The 17,064-nt window shown below is 62.8% G+C and carries 15 protein-coding genes; 9 read left to right on the top strand and 6 right to left on the bottom strand.

What is annotated here, in order from left to right; genetic code table 11:
* Window positions 1-35: 35 nt before the first annotated feature.
* A complete protein-coding gene (locus K3F49_RS18470) occupies window positions 36-1,616 on the top strand; it encodes an AMP-binding protein (protein ID WP_234682371.1) in 1,581 nt (526 codons plus the stop codon).
* A gap of 10 nt (window positions 1,617-1,626) precedes the next feature.
* Here K3F49_RS18470 and K3F49_RS18475 read toward each other — a convergent pair whose 3' ends face one another.
* Window positions 1,627-2,721: an HD-GYP domain-containing protein gene (locus tag K3F49_RS18475; protein WP_234682372.1), complete on the bottom strand. Its 1,095-nt coding sequence runs from the start codon at window positions 2,719-2,721 to the stop codon at window positions 1,627-1,629.
* A gap of 261 nt (window positions 2,722-2,982) precedes the next feature.
* Here K3F49_RS18475 and K3F49_RS18480 point away from each other — a divergent pair, with 261 nt between their 5' ends.
* Window positions 2,983-4,083 (top strand): Fic family protein, encoded by a 1,101-nt coding sequence (locus tag K3F49_RS18480; RefSeq protein ID WP_234682373.1) that lies wholly within the window; start codon window positions 2,983-2,985, stop codon window positions 4,081-4,083.
* Window positions 4,084-4,165: 82 nt separating this feature from the next.
* Here the strand turns inward: K3F49_RS18480 and K3F49_RS18485 are convergent, their stop codons facing one another.
* Together K3F49_RS18485 and K3F49_RS18490 are read right to left on the bottom strand one after the other, a co-directional pair.
* On the bottom strand, window positions 4,166-6,451 hold the full coding sequence (locus K3F49_RS18485; RefSeq protein WP_234682374.1) for a xanthine dehydrogenase family protein molybdopterin-binding subunit: 2,286 nt from the start codon (window positions 6,449-6,451) through the stop codon (window positions 4,166-4,168).
* Window positions 6,448-6,939: a (2Fe-2S)-binding protein gene (locus tag K3F49_RS18490; RefSeq protein WP_148777577.1), complete on the bottom strand. Its 492-nt coding sequence runs from the start codon at window positions 6,937-6,939 to the stop codon at window positions 6,448-6,450. The genes K3F49_RS18485 and K3F49_RS18490 overlap by 4 nt, the downstream gene beginning before the upstream one ends.
* 576 nt (window positions 6,940-7,515) lie before the next feature.
* Between K3F49_RS18490 and K3F49_RS18495 the strand changes: the two genes are divergently transcribed.
* From K3F49_RS18495 to K3F49_RS18515, 5 genes are all read left to right on the top strand, one after another.
* Complete coding sequence (locus K3F49_RS18495) at window positions 7,516-8,130, top strand: hypothetical protein (protein ID WP_234682375.1); 615 nt, start codon at window positions 7,516-7,518, stop codon at window positions 8,128-8,130.
* 212 nt (window positions 8,131-8,342) lie between these two features.
* On the top strand, window positions 8,343-9,413 hold the full coding sequence (locus K3F49_RS18500) for a DUF4062 domain-containing protein (protein WP_234682376.1): 1,071 nt from the start codon (window positions 8,343-8,345) through the stop codon (window positions 9,411-9,413).
* A 224-nt stretch (window positions 9,414-9,637) separates the two neighbouring features.
* Window positions 9,638-10,402 (top strand): alpha/beta fold hydrolase, encoded by a 765-nt coding sequence (locus K3F49_RS18505; RefSeq protein ID WP_234682377.1) that lies wholly within the window; start codon window positions 9,638-9,640, stop codon window positions 10,400-10,402.
* Window positions 10,403-10,425: 23 nt separating this feature from the next.
* Window positions 10,426-10,767: a hypothetical protein gene (locus K3F49_RS18510; RefSeq protein WP_234682378.1), complete on the top strand. Its 342-nt coding sequence runs from the start codon at window positions 10,426-10,428 to the stop codon at window positions 10,765-10,767.
* Between the two features lie 153 nt (window positions 10,768-10,920).
* Window positions 10,921-11,595: a dienelactone hydrolase family protein gene (locus tag K3F49_RS18515; protein WP_234682379.1), complete on the top strand. Its 675-nt coding sequence runs from the start codon at window positions 10,921-10,923 to the stop codon at window positions 11,593-11,595.
* A gap of 66 nt (window positions 11,596-11,661) precedes the next feature.
* Here the strand turns inward: K3F49_RS18515 and K3F49_RS18520 are convergent, their stop codons facing one another.
* The 3 genes from K3F49_RS18520 to K3F49_RS18530 all read right to left on the bottom strand — a co-directional run bounded on the left by K3F49_RS18520 (window position 11,662) and on the right by K3F49_RS18530 (window position 13,656).
* Entirely contained in the window at window positions 11,662-12,402 is a 741-nt protein-coding gene (locus K3F49_RS18520) for a polysaccharide biosynthesis/export family protein (RefSeq protein ID WP_234682380.1), read from the bottom strand.
* A 108-nt stretch (window positions 12,403-12,510) separates the two neighbouring features.
* Window positions 12,511-13,167 (bottom strand): peptide-methionine (S)-S-oxide reductase MsrA, encoded by a 657-nt coding sequence (gene msrA, locus K3F49_RS18525; protein ID WP_234682381.1) that lies wholly within the window; start codon window positions 13,165-13,167, stop codon window positions 12,511-12,513.
* A gap of 171 nt (window positions 13,168-13,338) precedes the next feature.
* Window positions 13,339-13,656 carry a hypothetical protein gene (locus tag K3F49_RS18530; protein WP_234682382.1) on the bottom strand — a complete coding sequence of 106 codons (318 nt, stop codon included), beginning with the start codon at window positions 13,654-13,656 and terminating at the stop codon, window positions 13,339-13,341.
* A gap of 391 nt (window positions 13,657-14,047) precedes the next feature.
* On the opposite strand from K3F49_RS18530, the gene rpsT reads away from it, so the two are divergent.
* Both rpsT and dnaA read left to right on the top strand, forming a co-directional pair.
* Window positions 14,048-14,314, top strand: a complete 267-nt coding sequence (rpsT, locus tag K3F49_RS18535) for a 30S ribosomal protein S20 (RefSeq protein ID WP_234682383.1) — start codon at window positions 14,048-14,050, stop codon at window positions 14,312-14,314.
* Window positions 14,315-15,614: 1,300 nt separating this feature from the next.
* Window positions 15,615-17,027: a chromosomal replication initiator protein DnaA gene (gene dnaA / locus K3F49_RS18540; RefSeq protein WP_234682522.1), complete on the top strand. Its 1,413-nt coding sequence runs from the start codon at window positions 15,615-15,617 to the stop codon at window positions 17,025-17,027.
* The last annotated feature ends 37 nt before the right edge of the window (window positions 17,028-17,064 follow it).

Below are 17,064 nucleotides of genomic sequence, written 5' to 3' on the forward strand. Positions count from 1 at the left end.
GCCGCCATCAAGATGCAGGCTGCGCGGGAGGATCCATGTCCATTCAACAGACTGCAGCCGGAATCGTTGGCCCGTTCGATGGGCTCGACGTGCCGTGGCTGCTGAAGATGCGGGCCGAGGTACGCCGCGATCATCCGTTCCTGATCTGGGCGCCGTTCGAGGCCCCGGCGCGGCGCTGGAGCTATGGCGAGTTTCACGAGCGGGTCGGCGCGCTCGCCGCGGGACTCGCCAGGCGCGGCGTGAAGCCGGGCGAGTACGTGCTCATTCATCTCGATAACTGCATCGAGGCGCTGCTGGCCTGGTTTGCCTGCGTGGAGCTCGGCGCCATCGCTGTCACCACCAACACGCGCTCGGCGCCGGCGGAGATCGAATACTTTGCCGGTCATTGCGGCGCGGTCGCTGCGATCACGCAACCGGCCTATGCGGAGATCGTCGCCCGAAACTGCCGCAACATTCGCTGGATGGCGGTGACGTCGCACGATGCGGGCGCGCCGCCTGCGCAAGCTGTCTCGCGCGGCGACAGTTTTGAGGAGCTGTTCGCCGACAGCGCCGACCGGCCGAAGCGGACGACCGATCCGCTCGCGCCCTGCAGCGTGCAGTACACGTCAGGCACGACATCGCGGCCGAAGGCGGTGCTCTGGACGCATGCCAACGCGCTCTGGGGCGCCAAGATCAATGCCGCGCATGAGGACCTTCACGCCAGCGACGTGCACCAGACTTATCTGCCGCTGTTCCACACCAATGCGCTGGCCTATTCCATGCTGGCGACGCTGTGGGTCGGGGCGACTTGCGTGATCCAGCCGCGCTTCTCTGCGAGCCGGTTCTGGGGCGTCGCGCGCGAGCACGGCTCGACCTGGACCTCGACGATCCCCTTCTGCATGAAGGCACTGCTCGAGCAGGACATCCCGCGGGATCACAAATTCCGCCTGTGGGGCACCGCGGTGAACGATCCGCCGCCCTTTGCCGTCTTCGGCGTCAAGATCATCGGCTGGTGGGGCATGACCGAGACCATCACCCACGGCATCATCGGCGAGGTCGACCAGCCCAACATCCCGATGTCGATCGGCCGCGCCGCGCCGGAATATCAGATCCGAATCACCGAAGATGATGGACGGCCGACCGCGGTCGGCGACACCGGCAATCTCTCGATCAAGGGCATCCCCGGCCTGTCGCTGTTCGCCGAATATCTGCACAACGAGCAAGCCACGCGCGAGAGCTTTGACGAGCACGGCTTCTTCATCACCGGCGATCGAGTCACGCTGCTGGAGAACGGCTTCATCAAGTTCGGCGACCGCGCCAAGGACATGCTGAAGGTCGGCGGCGAGAACGTCGCGGCCTCCGAGATCGAGCAGGTGATCGCAATCGTCCCCGGCGTGCGCGAGGCCGCGGTGGTGGCGAAGAAGCATCCGATGCTGGACGAGGTGCCGGTGGTCTTCATCATCCCGCATGGCGGTGTCGCGGGCGCAGCGCCGGATCTGCAGGACAGCGTGATGGCGGCCTGCCGCAAGGGTCTCGCCGACTTCAAGGTGCCGCGCGAGATCAGGCTTGTCGACGACATGCCGCGTTCGACGCTGGAGAAGGTGGCGAAAGCGGAGTTGCGGAAGATGGTGGGATAGCGGCGCCGCGTCAGAATGACCCGAGCGCCACCGGCCGGAACGCCTGCAGCAGCTGCTGATCCAGCTTGCCGCCCATGCCTTCCATCATCGTGAAGGCACGCGAGTGGGTGAAGGGCATGCGGTAGGCGCGCTTCTCCACCAGGGCGGCGTAGATGTCGACGATGGTCGTCAGCCGCACGATGTCGCTGATCTGGTTCGACGACAGCCCGTTCGGATAGCCGCTGCCGTCGAGGAATTCATGGTGATGCAACACGACATCCAGCATCTCCGGCGGGAAGCCGCCTTGCGCCGCGAGCGCGTCGTAGCCGCGGCGCGGATGCTGGCGGACCTCGGCCATCTCCTCGTCGGTGAGCTTGCCGGGCTTGTCGAGCAACGCGGAGGGGACGAAGGCCTTGCCGACATCGTGCAGCAGGGCGGCACGGGTCAACCGGCGCTGATCGTCCTCGCGCATGCCGAGATGCTGCGCAAAGGACACCGCGAAGCCGGTCACGAACAGGCAGTGACGGTAACTGCCGACATGGTGGCAGCCGACCGTGGTGAGCCATTCGCGCAGCGAGGAATGCTTGATCGCTTTCAAGATCCTGCTCTCGGCGGCGATGACGTCGTCGAAGGTCAGAGGCACGCCGAGCGGCAGCTTCTCGAACATCTTCTTCAGCACCGCATGCGCCGCCTCGACGCCGCGGTTGAGCGTCTTGCCGCGATCGGTCGCGTCATAGCTCGCCGTATCGGGAAACGCGGCGCGGATGCGCTGCAGGATCGCCTCGGGCTGCAGCGGCCGCGAGATGGTGTCGGTGGCGCCGAGCGCCCAGGCCTGCATGGTGCCGTGGTGCAGGGCATCCGCCAGCACGAACAAACGCGGCATCGAACGATAGCCCTCGGCGCGCAGCTTGTTGCGCACCCGCTGCACACTCTCGGGCGAGCGGAGGTTGATGTCGACCACGAGACCGGAGAGATCGCGCGACGGCTGTTCGGGGATTTCCTGCGTCGTCACCGTCGAGACATCGCCGACCGCCTTCAAGATGCCGGCGAGCTCGGTGCTGGCGTCGCTCCGGTCGGAGGCGAGCAGAAGCCGGCGTTTGGCGGCGGATTTGGCTGGCGCGTTCATGGCTTCCCCAAAAGCACGGGAGTGTATTTGGCGTCAGCCTAAGCCGGATCAGGTTCTCCGGCCCTTAAGAGGCGTGCTCAACGGAACCTGCCGGAATTGCGCACAGTTTTACGGACTGGGTGCTCCGCGGCGGTTCCAGCAAAAGGCGAAAACAACCCCATGCACAGTAGGCGGGAGAAGCCATTCTCGTCGGAAAGTGACGAGAATGGCTTGACCATAACGAGAACAGACCCCATATTCTCGTCACAGAATGCAGAAAATATGATCTATATCCACGACAAGCCTGACTGGCCGGCCTTTCAGTGGAGCGCAGACCGGTTAGCGACGCGACTGGCCCAGGTGCGTCACAAGCAGGGCCGCCTGCTTGGCCGAATGGAGAGTCTTGGCTGCACTTTGAGGGCGGAAGCCTCGCTTCAGGCGCTCACCGAGGATGTCGTCAAATCGAGGGAGATCGAAGGTGAAACCCTCGATCGCAATCAGGTTCGATCGTCGATCGCCCGCCGGCTCGGCATCGATATTGGCGCACTCACGCCGGCAGAGAGAAACGTGGAGGGCGTCGTTGATATGACGCTCGACGCGACCCAGAAACCAGATCAACCCATCACCGCCGAGCGGTTGTTCGGCTGGCATGCCGCCCTCTTCCCGACAGGCCGGAGCGGCCTGTTGAAGATCGTCGTTGCCGGGTGGCGCACCGAACAGTCCGGCGCCATGCAGGTCGTCTCCGGGCCGGTCGGCCGCGAACATATTCATTTCGAAGCACCAGCCGCCGAGCGACTCGACGAAGAAATGAGGAGATTCCTCGACTGGTTCAACGCCGATCGGGAAGCGGACCCTGTCATCAAGGCAGCAGTCGCGCATCTCTGGTTTGTGACTATCCGTCCGTTCGAGGACGGCAATGGCCGCATTGCGCGCGTGATAGCGGACCTCGCTCTGGCGCGTTCGGAGGAGACCACGCAGCGCTTCTACAGCATGTCGTCCCAGATCCGAAAAGAACGCAACGCCTACTACGACATGCTCGAAAGGACACAGCGCGGAACGCTCGACATCACCGACTGGCTACAATGGTTTCTCGATTGCCTCGATCGCGCATTCGACGGCGCCGAGACGATCATGGGAAACGTGCTGGACAAGGCAAGGTTCTGGGAGCGCCATGGCACGCGCTCCCTCAATGATCGCCAGCGGCTGATGTTGAACCGCTTGATCGAGGGCTTCGAGGGCAAGCTCACCTCTTCGAAATGGGCCCAATTTGTCAAGGTCTCGCAAGCGACCGCTGCCCGCGACATCGAAGACCTGATCGACAAGGGCATCCTTCAGAGGGACGCCGCCGGTGGCCGCAGTACGAGCTATTCGCTGGTGCCGTAAGCGCGCGGTTGTTGAGCCAGAAAAAATCCGCCGGAGGCTGCCCTCCGGCGGATCATCCTGGTCAGCACTTGCAAGCCCGGCCTTACGCCTTCATCGCCCCCTTCACGGCTTCGGCCGTGATCGGCAGTGCCCGGACGCGGGCGCCGGAGGCGTTGAAGATGGCGTTGCCGATGGCAGGCGCCACCACCGTCACCGCGGGCTCGCCGACGCCGGTGGCCTTCTCGCCATTGGCGATCACGGCAACGGCGACCTCGGGCACCTGGCTCATGCGCAGGGGCGTGTAGCTGTCGAAGTTGGTCTGCTCGATGCCGCCATCCTTGAGCGTCGCCTTCTCGTACAGCGCCAGTGACAGCCCCCACAGCGCCGCACCCTCGACCTGGGCCCGGATGTTGTCGGGATGCACCTGCGTGCCGACATCGGTTGCGACCGTGAGCTTCTTCACGGTCACTTCGCCTGACGGCGCCACGGCGACATGCGCGACGCAAGCGGTCCAGCTTGCGGTCGCACGTTCCTGCGACGACACGCAGGCCACGCCCATGCCTTCTCCCTTGGGGAGTTTCTTGGTGCCGTAGCCGGCGAGGCCCATCGCCGCGAGCAGCGTGTTGCGCAGCCGCTGCGCGCCGCCGTCGTTCTTGCCGGCGCCGTCGAGCAGCGAGATGCGGTATTGCGCCGGATCCTTGCCGGCCGCAGCCGCGATCTCGTCGATCATGCTTTCGACCGCCCAGAAGGTCCAACCCGGCGCCACCGAACGGAGCTGACCCGACGGGGTGGCGTTGTGCGCCATCTCGTTCTTGATCGCCCGCACGTGATGGTTGGGCACCGTGTAGAAGAAGTCCGATCCGTTCACCGTGAAGCTGTCGAGCGGACCCTTCTTGTCGACCGAGGGCGTGAGGAAATCAGGAATTCCCCAGCGCTGCGTCGGCCAGGCCGAAACCACGTCGTGGCTGAGCGCGACGAGCTTGCCGTCGCCGTCCACGCCGGCTTTCACTTTCTGGTAGGTAAGCGGACGCGAGAAATCCATCGTCATGTCGTTCTCGCGCGTGTAGATCACCTTCACCGGCTTGCCCACGGCCTTGGCCGCCTGCACCGCCGGCACCATCATGTCGGCGTCGAGCCTGCGGCCGAAGCCGCCACCGAGCCACATCTGGTGCATCACCACGAACTTTGGATCGATCCCGGCAGCACCGGCCGCAATCGCGCCGGAGCGCGTCGCGAACTGGTTGCCGGAATAGATGTGCAGGATGTCGCCCTTGAACTCCGCGGTGGCGTTCATCGGCTCCATCGGCGCGTGGATGTTGATGCTGGTGGTGTACTCCGCCTCCAGCACCTTGGCCGCGGTGCCGAGTGCGGCCGCGGGATCGCCGTCCTTGACGAAGAACTGGCCGGAATCGTCCAGCTTCTGAAGCCGCTTGGCTTCCTCGAGCAGCGACTCGCTCGACACTTTCGCATTCGGGCCGCCGTCATAGCTGACCTTCAGCGCCGCCGCCGCCTTCTTGGCGTTGGCGTAGGTGTTGGCGACCGCAACCACCCAGCCGGTCGTGGTCTGAGTCTTGTCGTCGAGGGTGACGGCCTTGATGAAGCCCGGCACCTTCTTCGCAGCGGAGTCGTCGACCGATTTCACCGTGGCGCCGTAGCGCACCGGCGGCGTCACCACCGCGCCATAGGCCATGCCCGGGATCATCACGTCGATGCCGTATTTGGCCGTGCCGTTGGTCTTGGAGGGGATGTCGAGCTGCGGCACCGACACACCGATCATGGTGTATTGATCCTGCGTCTTCAGCTTGATCGCCTTCAGCTCGTCCGGCGTGAAGGTTTTTGTCGCCTTGCCGCTCTTCACGACATCGGCGAACGACATCTGCTTCTTCGACTTCGCATGCACGATCATGGAATCGCGCACTGCGAGCTCGCCTGCCGGCACGCCCATCGCGGCGGCAGCACCTTCGGTCAACGCCATGCGACCGGCGGCACCCGCCCGGCTCATCGCGTCGAAGTTCATCATGGTCGACCAGCTGCCGCCGGTGATCTGCGCTCCCAGCACGGGATCGTTGAACTTTGGATCGTTGGAAGCGAGGTTGACCCGCATGTCGCTCCACTTCGCGCCCAGCTCCTCGCAGACGATCTGCGCCATGGTGGAGGCGATGTGCTGGCCCATGTCGGCCTTGCCGCAGGTCACGGTGACCAGGCCATCGGGCGAGATCGCGTACCAGACGCTCGGCTCGAAATTGGCGGGAGCCGCAGCGAGCGCTTCGCCTACACCGGGCACGCCGGCATAGCCGAGCACCAGGCCGGTGGCCGCGGTGCCGACCAGGAAGGAGCGGCGGCTGAGATCTGATGTCTCTGACGTGACGTTCTTCACGTGCTGATTCATGTGGGCCTCCGCTCGTTGCCGGCGGCGGATGCAGTGCGCATCTCGGTGGCGGCGCGCATGATTGCTTTCTGGATCCGCGAATAGGTCATGCAACGGCAGAGATTGCCGTCCATATGCGCCACGACCTCTTCCTTGGTCGGATTGGCGTTCTTCGCCAGCAGCGAAGCCGCCTGCATGATCTGCCCGGACTGGCAGTAGCCGCATTGCGGCACCTGCTCGGCGACCCACGCCTTCTGCAGGGGGTGATCACCCTTGGCGGAAAGACCTTCGATGGTGGTGATCTTCTTGCCGGCGACGTCGCCGACCATGGTCTGGCACGAGCGTACGGCTTCGCCGTTGACGTGCACGGTGCAGGCACCGCACAGGCCGGCACCACAGCCGAATTTCGTGCCGGTCATCTGCAATTGTTCGCGGATGGCCCAAAGGAGCGGCGTGTCGTTTGCCGCATCCACGGACATACTCCGCCCGTTGATGGTGAGCGTTGGCATAGGCGTCTTCCCTTGCCGGTGCAATGAAGCCGCTTACGGCGGCAACTTGTGTAGCGGACACCCACCGGGTCGGCGGCCGCCTTGCGCGGGAGAATGATCGGGTTCCTGCGTCGTGGCAAATGCAATTTGGAATCGATCGAAACTATCGCGGCATCTGATTGTTGTGCGTTGCGACAACAGCGCTGACGTTAGCGACTGGACACAACAAGCAGCGTGTTGGGACTGCATATGATCGCTGCGAGGCAGTTTCTTCGAGGTAACTTGGCGGCTTGCGCCGCTGCTCCCTTCACCTCAAGCCCTCCTACCTCTGCTAAGACTGAAGCGCGATCTGACATTTCCGCTTCCTCATCAAATGAAAGCGGTGCGCCAGGCCCGACATTCGGACCAGCCGGCCTGCAAATTTCATTCCCGATGATAGAAAGGATCTGCCTATCAGCTGCTTCCGGCTCGTGATTGCGTCACGCTGGCATGTTAATAGACGGGGCGACAATCACGCGACCTATCGGCACTGTCCTACAGGTCCTCCTTTCGCGATCTGCCTGTCGCGTGCTTCGCTGACGTTGTCGATTGACCGGCGTGGATTTCTCGGTCCAAGGTTTTATTGTGATTATTGCCGTTTGGATTCCCCTTCAGTGCAAGCAAGATTGCTTTCGTTCCATGCTGCTTCCCGATTGGTACAACTCACTCTTCGCCGGCAAGCCTCGCAAAACGAGAAAGGTCGTCGACTCAAACCAACTGCAAGACGAGGCATTAAGATCGTATCTTTCGGCGTCGATCGACAACTATGTAATTCTAACAGACTACGCCGCGATGGAGGCTTACAAGGGAGACACGCTCGCCTGCATTTATGACCGACTCCGAATCCTTGCTCAGCATCCGAACCAAGTCCTGATACTCAAGGGAACGCAGTACATCTGCGGATTGGGAGGGCGCGCCGCGGTCTCGCAAAGCCCGTTGATCGACGAGACGCAAACTCGTGAATTTCCGGAATTTTGCCAACATTTGCTTGCCGCAGAACGCGGTGATCTGTCGCTTCAACAACAGCTTTTGGAGCACGGACGCGAGGCAACCGTTCATATCGACCGGATGCTTCTCGACATGACGACACTATCCGTCGGGATTGATCTGATGACGAAAACCTATGCGGCAACGCGTCAACACGATGAAGCACGAAGCGGGACTCGAACCTGAACACTTCGTCACCGAGGGCGACTACCGCGAGGCGACTTCCGCCTTGGAGGGATTCCGGGAGTATCTCGCAGATCGCGAAGAATCTGCGCCCTAAGTAATCGTGAGGCCGGGGGCGGGTCCTGCACTCAAAGCCTGGCAGGACGAGAAACGGCTGCTTTGACAATTGAGCCAGGATGCGGAAGAAAAACACATGTAACAGCCCCCGGCGATCCATGCCCACCCGCTCCAAAGTCTATCGCGTGATGATCGGCTCTCCATCCGATCTCTCAGAAGAGCGTCTAGCGGCGACTGCTGCCGTCAACGAATGGAACGCGCAGCACGCAGACGCTGAGAGCGTGGTGTTGTTGCCGGTCATGTGGGAAACGCATGCAATGCCGACGTCAGGCGTCAGACCCCAGTCGGCGATCAACGATCAGCTCGTCGACCGTTGCGATATTCTCATCGGAATGTTCTGGACAAAGCTTGGCACGGCGACTGGCGTGGCTGCATCTGGGACGGTGGAAGAGATCGACCGCTTCGTCGCAGCGGGCAAGCCAGCCATGCTCTATTTCTCCCAACGGAAAGCCGCGAAGGGCAAGGTCGATCCCAAGCAAGCGGCTAAGCTCCAGAAATTCAAGGCGGCGACTTACAAAAAGTCGTTGGTTGGGTCGTTTGCCAGCGTGGCCGAGCTTAAGCGGATACTTGTTCGCGACCTCACGCGCCAAATTCGGGCGCTACGGCCCGGCACCCCCACTCACCCTGGTAAAATCGACCGGGCGCGAGAAATCACCGAACTCATCAGGCAACATAAGCAGCAGGGGATAACGATCGACGAATTCAAGAGCTACGACGAATTGCTCGGAATGAAGAAGCGCAGCAAGGCGGAAGTGCGCGACCCGGTCGAGCCAGGAGAGACCGGACCGAACGGACACCAAATCGGATACACAAAAGAGGGCGACAAAGTCGAATGGATTCCGTCGGATGAAACCGACGGCGAATTGTGGCCGATGATCCTTCGCCGAGGGGATAAAGCGATCCTCGCCGCCTACAACGAGTTCTGGGAAAAGGTCTGGTGGAATCGGCACCAGAATTGGCTCTATCGTCTCGAAACCGGCGAAGAGACCCTGACTGAGGCTCAGAAGCCGATGCTGGCAACTGCCCGCAAGGCGGCACGACGCATCGAGCGGAAATACGGCAAGGAGAATTTGGGATGGGATGACTTCGAGTGGGGTTTGCTAAGCGGCAAGCTTTCCGCGCTGTCCTGGGTCTTTGGCTCGGAGTGGGAGGAGTCGCTCGACACCTAGACTAAAGGCAACGCGGCTGCTGAATGCCCGGGCTCGTGATCGTTTTGGCTTTGCCTTCTTGCCGGCCCACCAGCAGGCTCACAGCGCAAAAAGTCCTGATCACAAAGGGAATGAAGAAAATTCCTACACAGCCCGGCTTCGCTTCGCGAAGCCACCCTCTCCCGCAAGGGGCGAGGGTGCACCGGTGTCGTGGTTAGAATGAAGAACAACAAAGGGCGAAAACAATGCCAAGGATCGATCGGGACGGCGTCGGGATCCATTACGAAGTTCACGGCGACGGACCGCCGCTGCTGCTCACCCACGGCTATTCCTCGACCTCGGCGATGTGGCATGGGCAGGTCGAGGCGCTCGCCAAGCAGTACAAGCTGATCCTGTGGGACATGCGCGGCCACGGCCAGTCCGACTATCCCGATGATCCCAAAGCCTACAGCGAAGCGCTGACCGTCGGCGACATGGCGGCGATCCTCGACGCGGTCGATGCCAGGCGCGCCATCATCGGCGGGCTCTCGCTCGGCGGCTACATGTCGCTCGCATTCTATCGCGCCCATCCGCAAACCGCTCGCGCGCTGCTGATCATCGACACCGGGCCCGGCTTCAAGAAGGACGAGCCGCGCGAGGCCTGGAATGCGCGTGCGCTCGCCACCGCCGACAAGCTCGATCGTGAAGGCCTCGACGTGCTGAAAACGGCCACCCGCGAGCGCGCCACCGCCAGCCATCGCAACGCCAGGGGACTGGCGCTAGCCGCGCGCGGCATGCTGACCCAGCGCGATGCCAAGGTGATGGAGCTGCTGCCCGACATCAAGGTGCCGTCGCTGATCGTGGTCGGCGCCGACGACACGCCGTTCCTGGCGGCGTCGGACTACATGGCGGCCAAAATCCCCGGCGCACAAAAGGTCGTGATCCCCGCGGCCGGACACGCCGTCAACATCGACCAGCCCAAGGCTTTTGTTGACGCCGTGGTGCCTTTCCTGAAGAACTTGCCGGGATAGGCGGTCATACAGGGATCACGGCAATGAAGCGGGCAATCTTGGCTGCGGGCGCAGCGCTTCTCTCGATGGCAACGTCCGTGCAGGCCGAGCCGTTCGGGACAGTGCCGCTGCGCCGTCCCTTCGTCGATACCTTGTCGAACAACACGCCGCTGGCGTTCGGGATGGATGCGGAGCAGGCCGCGCACGTCCTCGGACAACCCTTGCGATACGTCAAAGGGCGTCCCGGCAACGAGATCTATCTCGCGCTGCGCGACGTCGGCGGCAGCGGACTGATCCCTTACCGCCACCGCCTGTTCCTGCAATTCCGTCATGGACGGCTGGCAGGATGGAAGGAAGATTACGGCGAGAACTGGATGTGGGAGTGAGGGCGGCTGCGCCACTGTCTCCCCAAGCGTCTCGAGGGATGAAGGCCCGGCTCTCGCTTCTCGCCCTTTCATCCTTCGAGACGCGCTGACGCGCTCCTCAGGATGAGGGGAGAGAGCTGAATTTCAGATCGACAAGCAAGAAGGACAACCCGCGTGGGACAAGACATCAAGCTGACGGCGTCGGATAATTTCCAGCTCGGCGCCTATCGCGCCGATCCCGCAGCCGCGCCGAAGGGCGCGGTGGCGGTGATCCAGGAGATTTTTGGCGTCAATCATCACATCCGCTCGGTCTGCGACCGCCTCGCCGGCGAAGGCTATGTCGCGATCGCGCCGTCGATCTTCGACCGCACCGCGCCGGGCTTCCAGTCCGGCTATACGCCCGATGAGATCGCCGAAGCGCGAAAATTCGTCGCCAATCCCGATTGGGACGCGATGCTGCGCGACACCCAGGCTGCGATCGACGCGGTGACGAACGTCGGCCCGGTCGGCATCATCGGCTTCTGCCTCGGCGGCAGCGTTGCCTATGTCGCGGCGACGCGATTGAACGGCCTGAAGGCCGCGATCGGCTATTACGGCGGTGCCGTCGTGCGCTTTGCCGACGAGAAACCGAAGGTGCCGACGCAACTGCATTTCGGCGAAAAGGATGCCGGAATTCCGCTGACCGATGTCGAGACCGTCAAGACGAAGCGGCCCGATGTCGAGGTCTTCACCTATCCCGGCGCGCAGCACGGCTTCCATTGTGACGAGCGGCCGAGCTATGACAAGACCAGCTCCGACATCGCCTGGCCGCGCAGCATGGCGTTTCTTGCGAAACATTTGACGAAGTAGCGCACGTCGCGCTCCTCCGTCATTCCGGGACGCGCCGATAGGCGCGGACCCGGAATGACGACGCTCCTAGAACCAGCGCTCGCCGACGAACACGGTGTCGCCGGGGCTGACGGGCGTGCCGAGCGGCACGATGGCGCGCATCGAGCCGCCGGCTTCGGTGTGCGTGACGGTGACCACATCGCGTTTGGCGCGCGGCGAAAAACCGCCGGCGATCGCGACCGCGCTCTCGACCGTCATGTTCGGCACATAGGGATATTGGCCGGGCGCGGAGACTTCGCCGAGAATGAAGAACGGGCGGTAGGACTCGATCTCCACCGCCACTGAAGGATCGCGGATAAAGCCGTTGCGCAGGCGCGCTGCGATTTCTCCGGCGAGCCCTGCCGGAGTGCGGCCGCGTGCCGGCACTCCGCCGATCAGCGGCATGGTGATGGATCCGCCGGCATCGATGGCGTAGCTGTTGGTGAGCCCTTCCTGGCCGAAGACCACCACGCGGAGCTTGTCGCCGGCATCGAGGTGATAGGAGGAGTCGTAGCGCACGGGCGCAGCCACCATCGGCGCTGCATAGGCCACCGGCACGGGAGCCGGACCCGACGCAAAGGAATTGCTGAGCGCGGCAATGGCGCCGCCGCCGTTATCGGCAACGACGACCGGCGGCGGTGCGCCATAGGGCTGGCCATAGGCCATGGAGTCGAGATCGGGGCGGGGCTGCACCATCGCGACGGGACCGGTGGTCTGCATGCAGCCGCCCAGGGCCAGCGCGGCGGACGCTGCCAAGATCGACCATCGAAACGCGCGTGCAACCGGCACCGGACCATCCCTGAAAACGAGACAGCTTCAGTGATGCACTCGTTATGGTTAATAAAGGGTTGAGGGGACCTCAACCCTCCCTTGGAGGGGGAGGTAAGAGACGCGCACTTACGCGCTCACCCCTACACCGATCGGACACGACACGCCCGTGCCACCTAAGCCGCAATAGCCGGCGGGATTCTTCGCCAGATATTGCTGATGATAGTCCTCGGCGAAATAGAATTCGCCGGCTGGCGCGATCTCGGTGGTGATGGCGCCGAGGCCCTTTGCAGCGAGCGCCTTCTGATAGAGTGCCTTCGACTGGTCGGCCGCTTTCTTCTGCGCATCCGAATAAGTGTAGATCGCGCTTCTGTACTGCGTGCCGACATCGTTGCCCTGGCGCATGCCCTGCGTCGGGTTGTGGTTCTCCCAGAACGTCTTCAGAAGCTTCTCGTAGGAGATCTTCTTCGGATCGAACACGACCAGCACCACTTCGGTGTGGCCGGTGCGTCCCGAACAGGTCTCTTCATAGGTCGGGTTCGGCGTGTGACCGCCGGCATAGCCGACGGCGGTCGCGTAGATGCCATCGCCGAGCTCCCAGAATTTGCGCTCGGCGCCCCAGAAGCAGCCGAGCCCGAACACGGCCTGCTCGAGGCCTGCGGGATAAGGCGGCGCGAGCTTCTCGCCGTTGACGAAATGGAAGCTCGCGGTCGGAATCGGTTGCGCGCGGCCGGGCAGCGCGTCAGCTGCACTCGGCAGTGCGGTGGTCTTGCGCATGAACACCATGATGGATCTCCGCAAAACGAGCTCTCGCGCGCCCGAGCCAAGTGCTCGGGCGGCGTGCTCGCGATCGAGTGGGAATATAGGTCTTTACGCAGGAAGGGGCAGGTTTGTTACGCCGCGCCCGGTGCGATGCTTGGTCCCGGCGGGAACTGAAGATCAGTCCCGGCGGGAACATCAGTCCCGGGAATAGCCGATCAGCGGTTTGCGCGGGCGGAACAGGATCATCAGAAGAATGCCCAGCAAGCCGAGAACCGCGAAAACCGGCTGGTCCAGCACCAGGCGGATCACCGAAGTCCAGAGCCAGGGCGCCTTGGCCTCGACCCAGGTCCGGACGGCGGACTGGCTGGCCTGGTTGATGTCGTTCCAGAACTGGCCGAACCGGGTGAAGCGCAAGGTCTGGTCGGCGACCCAGCGGGCGCCGTCATAGACCATGAAGAAGAACCCGCCGGCGAGCAGCAACAAGCCAATCAGTCGGAAAAAGCCGCGGATCATGCCCTACCTCTATGGTCGCCCGATCGGACGACCCCTGGAAATGCCGTCAGCCAATAGCCGGGAGACGGCAGAAATTCAACCTCATCAGGGCGTTACGGCCCCCTTGGTACACCCTGGAGCCTGCTTTTCCAGCCCCTAAAGCGTTGACGGTGCCAAAGACCCCCTCTATAAGGGCGCCAACTGGCGGCGGGCGCAATCCTGCCGCCGCTGTTCTTTGAGCAGTTGCAGGCTCTTTTGATTTGAGCCTCAGAGATGGCCGCAAGGCTTATCGCTCATGTTCTTGGAACGGCCCAGCAACCGAACACCCTAAATCCGAGCGTCGATTCCGCGGTCAAGCTGCCGGCGCTACCCGACCAAGACGCGACCGGTACCCGCAAAGGACATTGAGACTATGGCCAACACCACCTCCGCCAAGAAAGCGACGCGCAAGATCGCCCGCCGCACCGCCGTCAACAAGTCGCGCCGCACCCAGATGCGCGGTGCCGTGCGTAACGTCGAGGAAGCCATCGCGACCGGCGATCGCGCCGCCGCGCTGAAGGCGATGGCGAGCGCCGAGCCCGCCCTGATGCAGGCCGCGCAGCGCAACATCGTTCACAAGAACAACGCCAGCCGCAAGGTCTCGCGCCTCACCGCGCAGATCGCCAAGCTCGCCAAGTAGACTTACCAAGTAATCTCGCCAAGTAAGTTCGCGACGTAAGCTCGTCGACGCGCCCCGATCGTCTCGTCCGATCGGCGAAGCCCTCGAATATCGCGTTTTCAATCAGCCCGGCTCACGCCGGGCTTTTTGTTGCCTGTCACAATTCCCGCTCGCGGTCGCTGGGCGACCAATCTTTGGTTGGAAGACTTTGGTCGTGTGCACCATGCTGCGTCCGTGATTTTACCAGTCGGTGCTTTGGCAACAGCGGAAACTTTCATTGCGCTGCGAAAAGCCTCTGCGGGGGCTAAGTTGCATTCTCCCGCGCGAGAGTTCTGCACACCGTAGTTTCACCGGAATAGGTTTCGCCCTGGGGTTACCCTGTGAAACGAGACTCAAAAAACGATGTCTCGCTAATCACTTATCGACATAGCGGCGCCAAGCATTTGGAAAATTCATGCGCGCAGTGCGTGCGTGACGCTTTTGTAAAAATTTTTTGGCGACAGGGGAGTTGTTGTCACATGACGCGCCGCGTCTTCGAATCTGCGCACGAATCCAAAAACTTGGTCTCAAGCCTGTGAACAACTCGTGCGTGGCGTTAACGCTGGTCAAGATTTTAAACGCCTCAAGTGTGAATCAATTTCGTTGCGAGTCTTTCCGCTTGGTGTATTCCTTAAGTCGTTCGCGGCGCCCACGATCTTGAGACCAGCGCGGTTTTGGAAACGGGGCGAGCGTGCAAATCGGCGGCGGTGTGCACGTAGGCGACGCTTCAACAAGCGATTGTCGGATCAACACCCACAGCAATGTGGGGACGGTAGCTCTTTGTCTGAATGTCTCCAAGCGGGATTTTTTCTTGTCTCGCTCGCGCCAGGCGCAAATGAGGGACATCATGAAGCTGCCCCGACAAGCGTGATGGCGAAGCCGAGCGGACGAAAAGTGCAGACGGGCGGGACATCGGCGGCTTCAGTCGCAGTTGTCTTCTAGGACACGCAGGACCTTGCCGTGAGCAATCACGGCAGGACGGGGAGGTATCATGTCTTACGGACTCAACGCGGTATTGAAACCAATTTCCATTTCCAACGATGCCGTTCTGGATTTGCCGGACATCCAGCCTCCCGCGTGTGACGAGGCGCCGAGTACGCGCTGACCTCGCGAACACTCCATCTCTGACATCGCTGATCTGACCGCGGCGTTCGCGCCGATCGGCAGAGCTATGCCCGACGATGGACTCGCTTGAGGTCGCGTCATTGCAGAAACCCTGATGCCAGGAACTCTGCATGGCGCTCACAACGCAACCTTATCTCTCAAGAAAAGTTCTCAAATGATGACGACATCGGAACAGGATCGCTGGTCACGCGTGAAGAGCCGGCTGCGCTCGAACGTCGGCGAAGACGTTTATACGAGCTGGTTTGCGCGCATGGATCTCGAAGGCGTGCAGGAAGAGAGCGTGCGTCTCTCGGTGCCGACCCGCTTCCTGAAGAGCTGGATCCAGGCCCATTATGCCGAGCGCGTGCTGTCGTGCTGGCAGGCCGAGATGCCCGAAGTGCACCGCATCGATCTCACCGTTCGCTCCGCGGTGCGCCCCGTGCTGCAGCCGAAGGAAGCGCCGGTGCAGGTCGAAGCACGCCGTGCGCCGGCACCTGAGCTGCGCTCGACGGCGACCGCTCCGGTCTCGGCCAATCACGATGCGCTCGGCGGCTCGCCGCTCGATCCGCGCCTGACCTTTGCGAGCTTCGTTGTCGGCCGCTCCAACACGCTGGCGCATGCCGCCGCGCGTCAGGTCGCCGAAGGCCGCCGCGGCGACCCCGTGATGTTCAACCCGCTCTACATCCATGCCGGTGTTGGCCTCGGCAAGACGCATCTGCTGCAGGCGGTGACCTGGGCCGGCAATTCCGGCAACGAGCGCAAGGTGCTCTATCTCACCGCGGAAAAATTCATGTACGGCTTCGTCGCCGCGCTGAAGACGCAGACGGCGCTCGCCTTCAAGGAAGCGCTGCGCGGCATCGACGTGCTCGTCATCGACGATCTCCAGTTCCTGCAGGGCAAGTCGACCCAGGCCGAGTTCTGTCACACGCTGAACGCGCTGATCGATGCCGGCCGTCAGGTCGTGATCGCGGCCGACCGTCCGCCGTCCGATCTCGAAAGCCTGGACGACCGCGTCCGCTCGCGTCTGGCCGGGGGTCTCGTGGTCGAGATGGCCTCGCTCGGCGAGGAGCTGCGCCACGGCATTCTCAAGTCGCGCGTCGCAGCCGCCCGCGCCCATCATGCGACATTCGAGGTGCCGGAGGAGGTGCTGACTTATCTGGCCCGCACCATCACTCATAACGGCCGCGACCTCGAAGGCGCCATCAACCGCCTGTTGGCGCACTCGAAGTTGAACAACCGGCCGGTGACGCTGGAAATGGCCGAGCACGAGGTGCGCGACCTGATCCGGCCGCAGGAGCCGAAGCGGATCAAGATCGAGGACATCCAGCGCGTGGTGGCACGGCAGTATAATGTCAGCCGCTCCGACCTGCTGTCCTCGCGCCGGACCGCCAATGTGGTGCGTCCGCGCCAGGTGGCGATGTACCTCGCCAAGACCCTGACGCTGCGCTCGCTCCCCGAGATCGGCCGCCGCTTCGGAGGCCGCGACCACACCACGGTGCTGCACGCCGTGCGCAAGATCGAGGCCCTGGTGTCCAAGGACAATGCGTTGTCCGAGGAGGTCGAGTCGCTCAAGCGCCAGCTGCAGGAATAAACGCCTAAGACGCTCCTGCCATTCTCCCGCCGCCCCG

This window comes from Bradyrhizobium monzae (genome assembly GCF_021458635.1).
Lineage (GTDB): Bacteria > Pseudomonadota > Alphaproteobacteria > Rhizobiales > Xanthobacteraceae > Bradyrhizobium.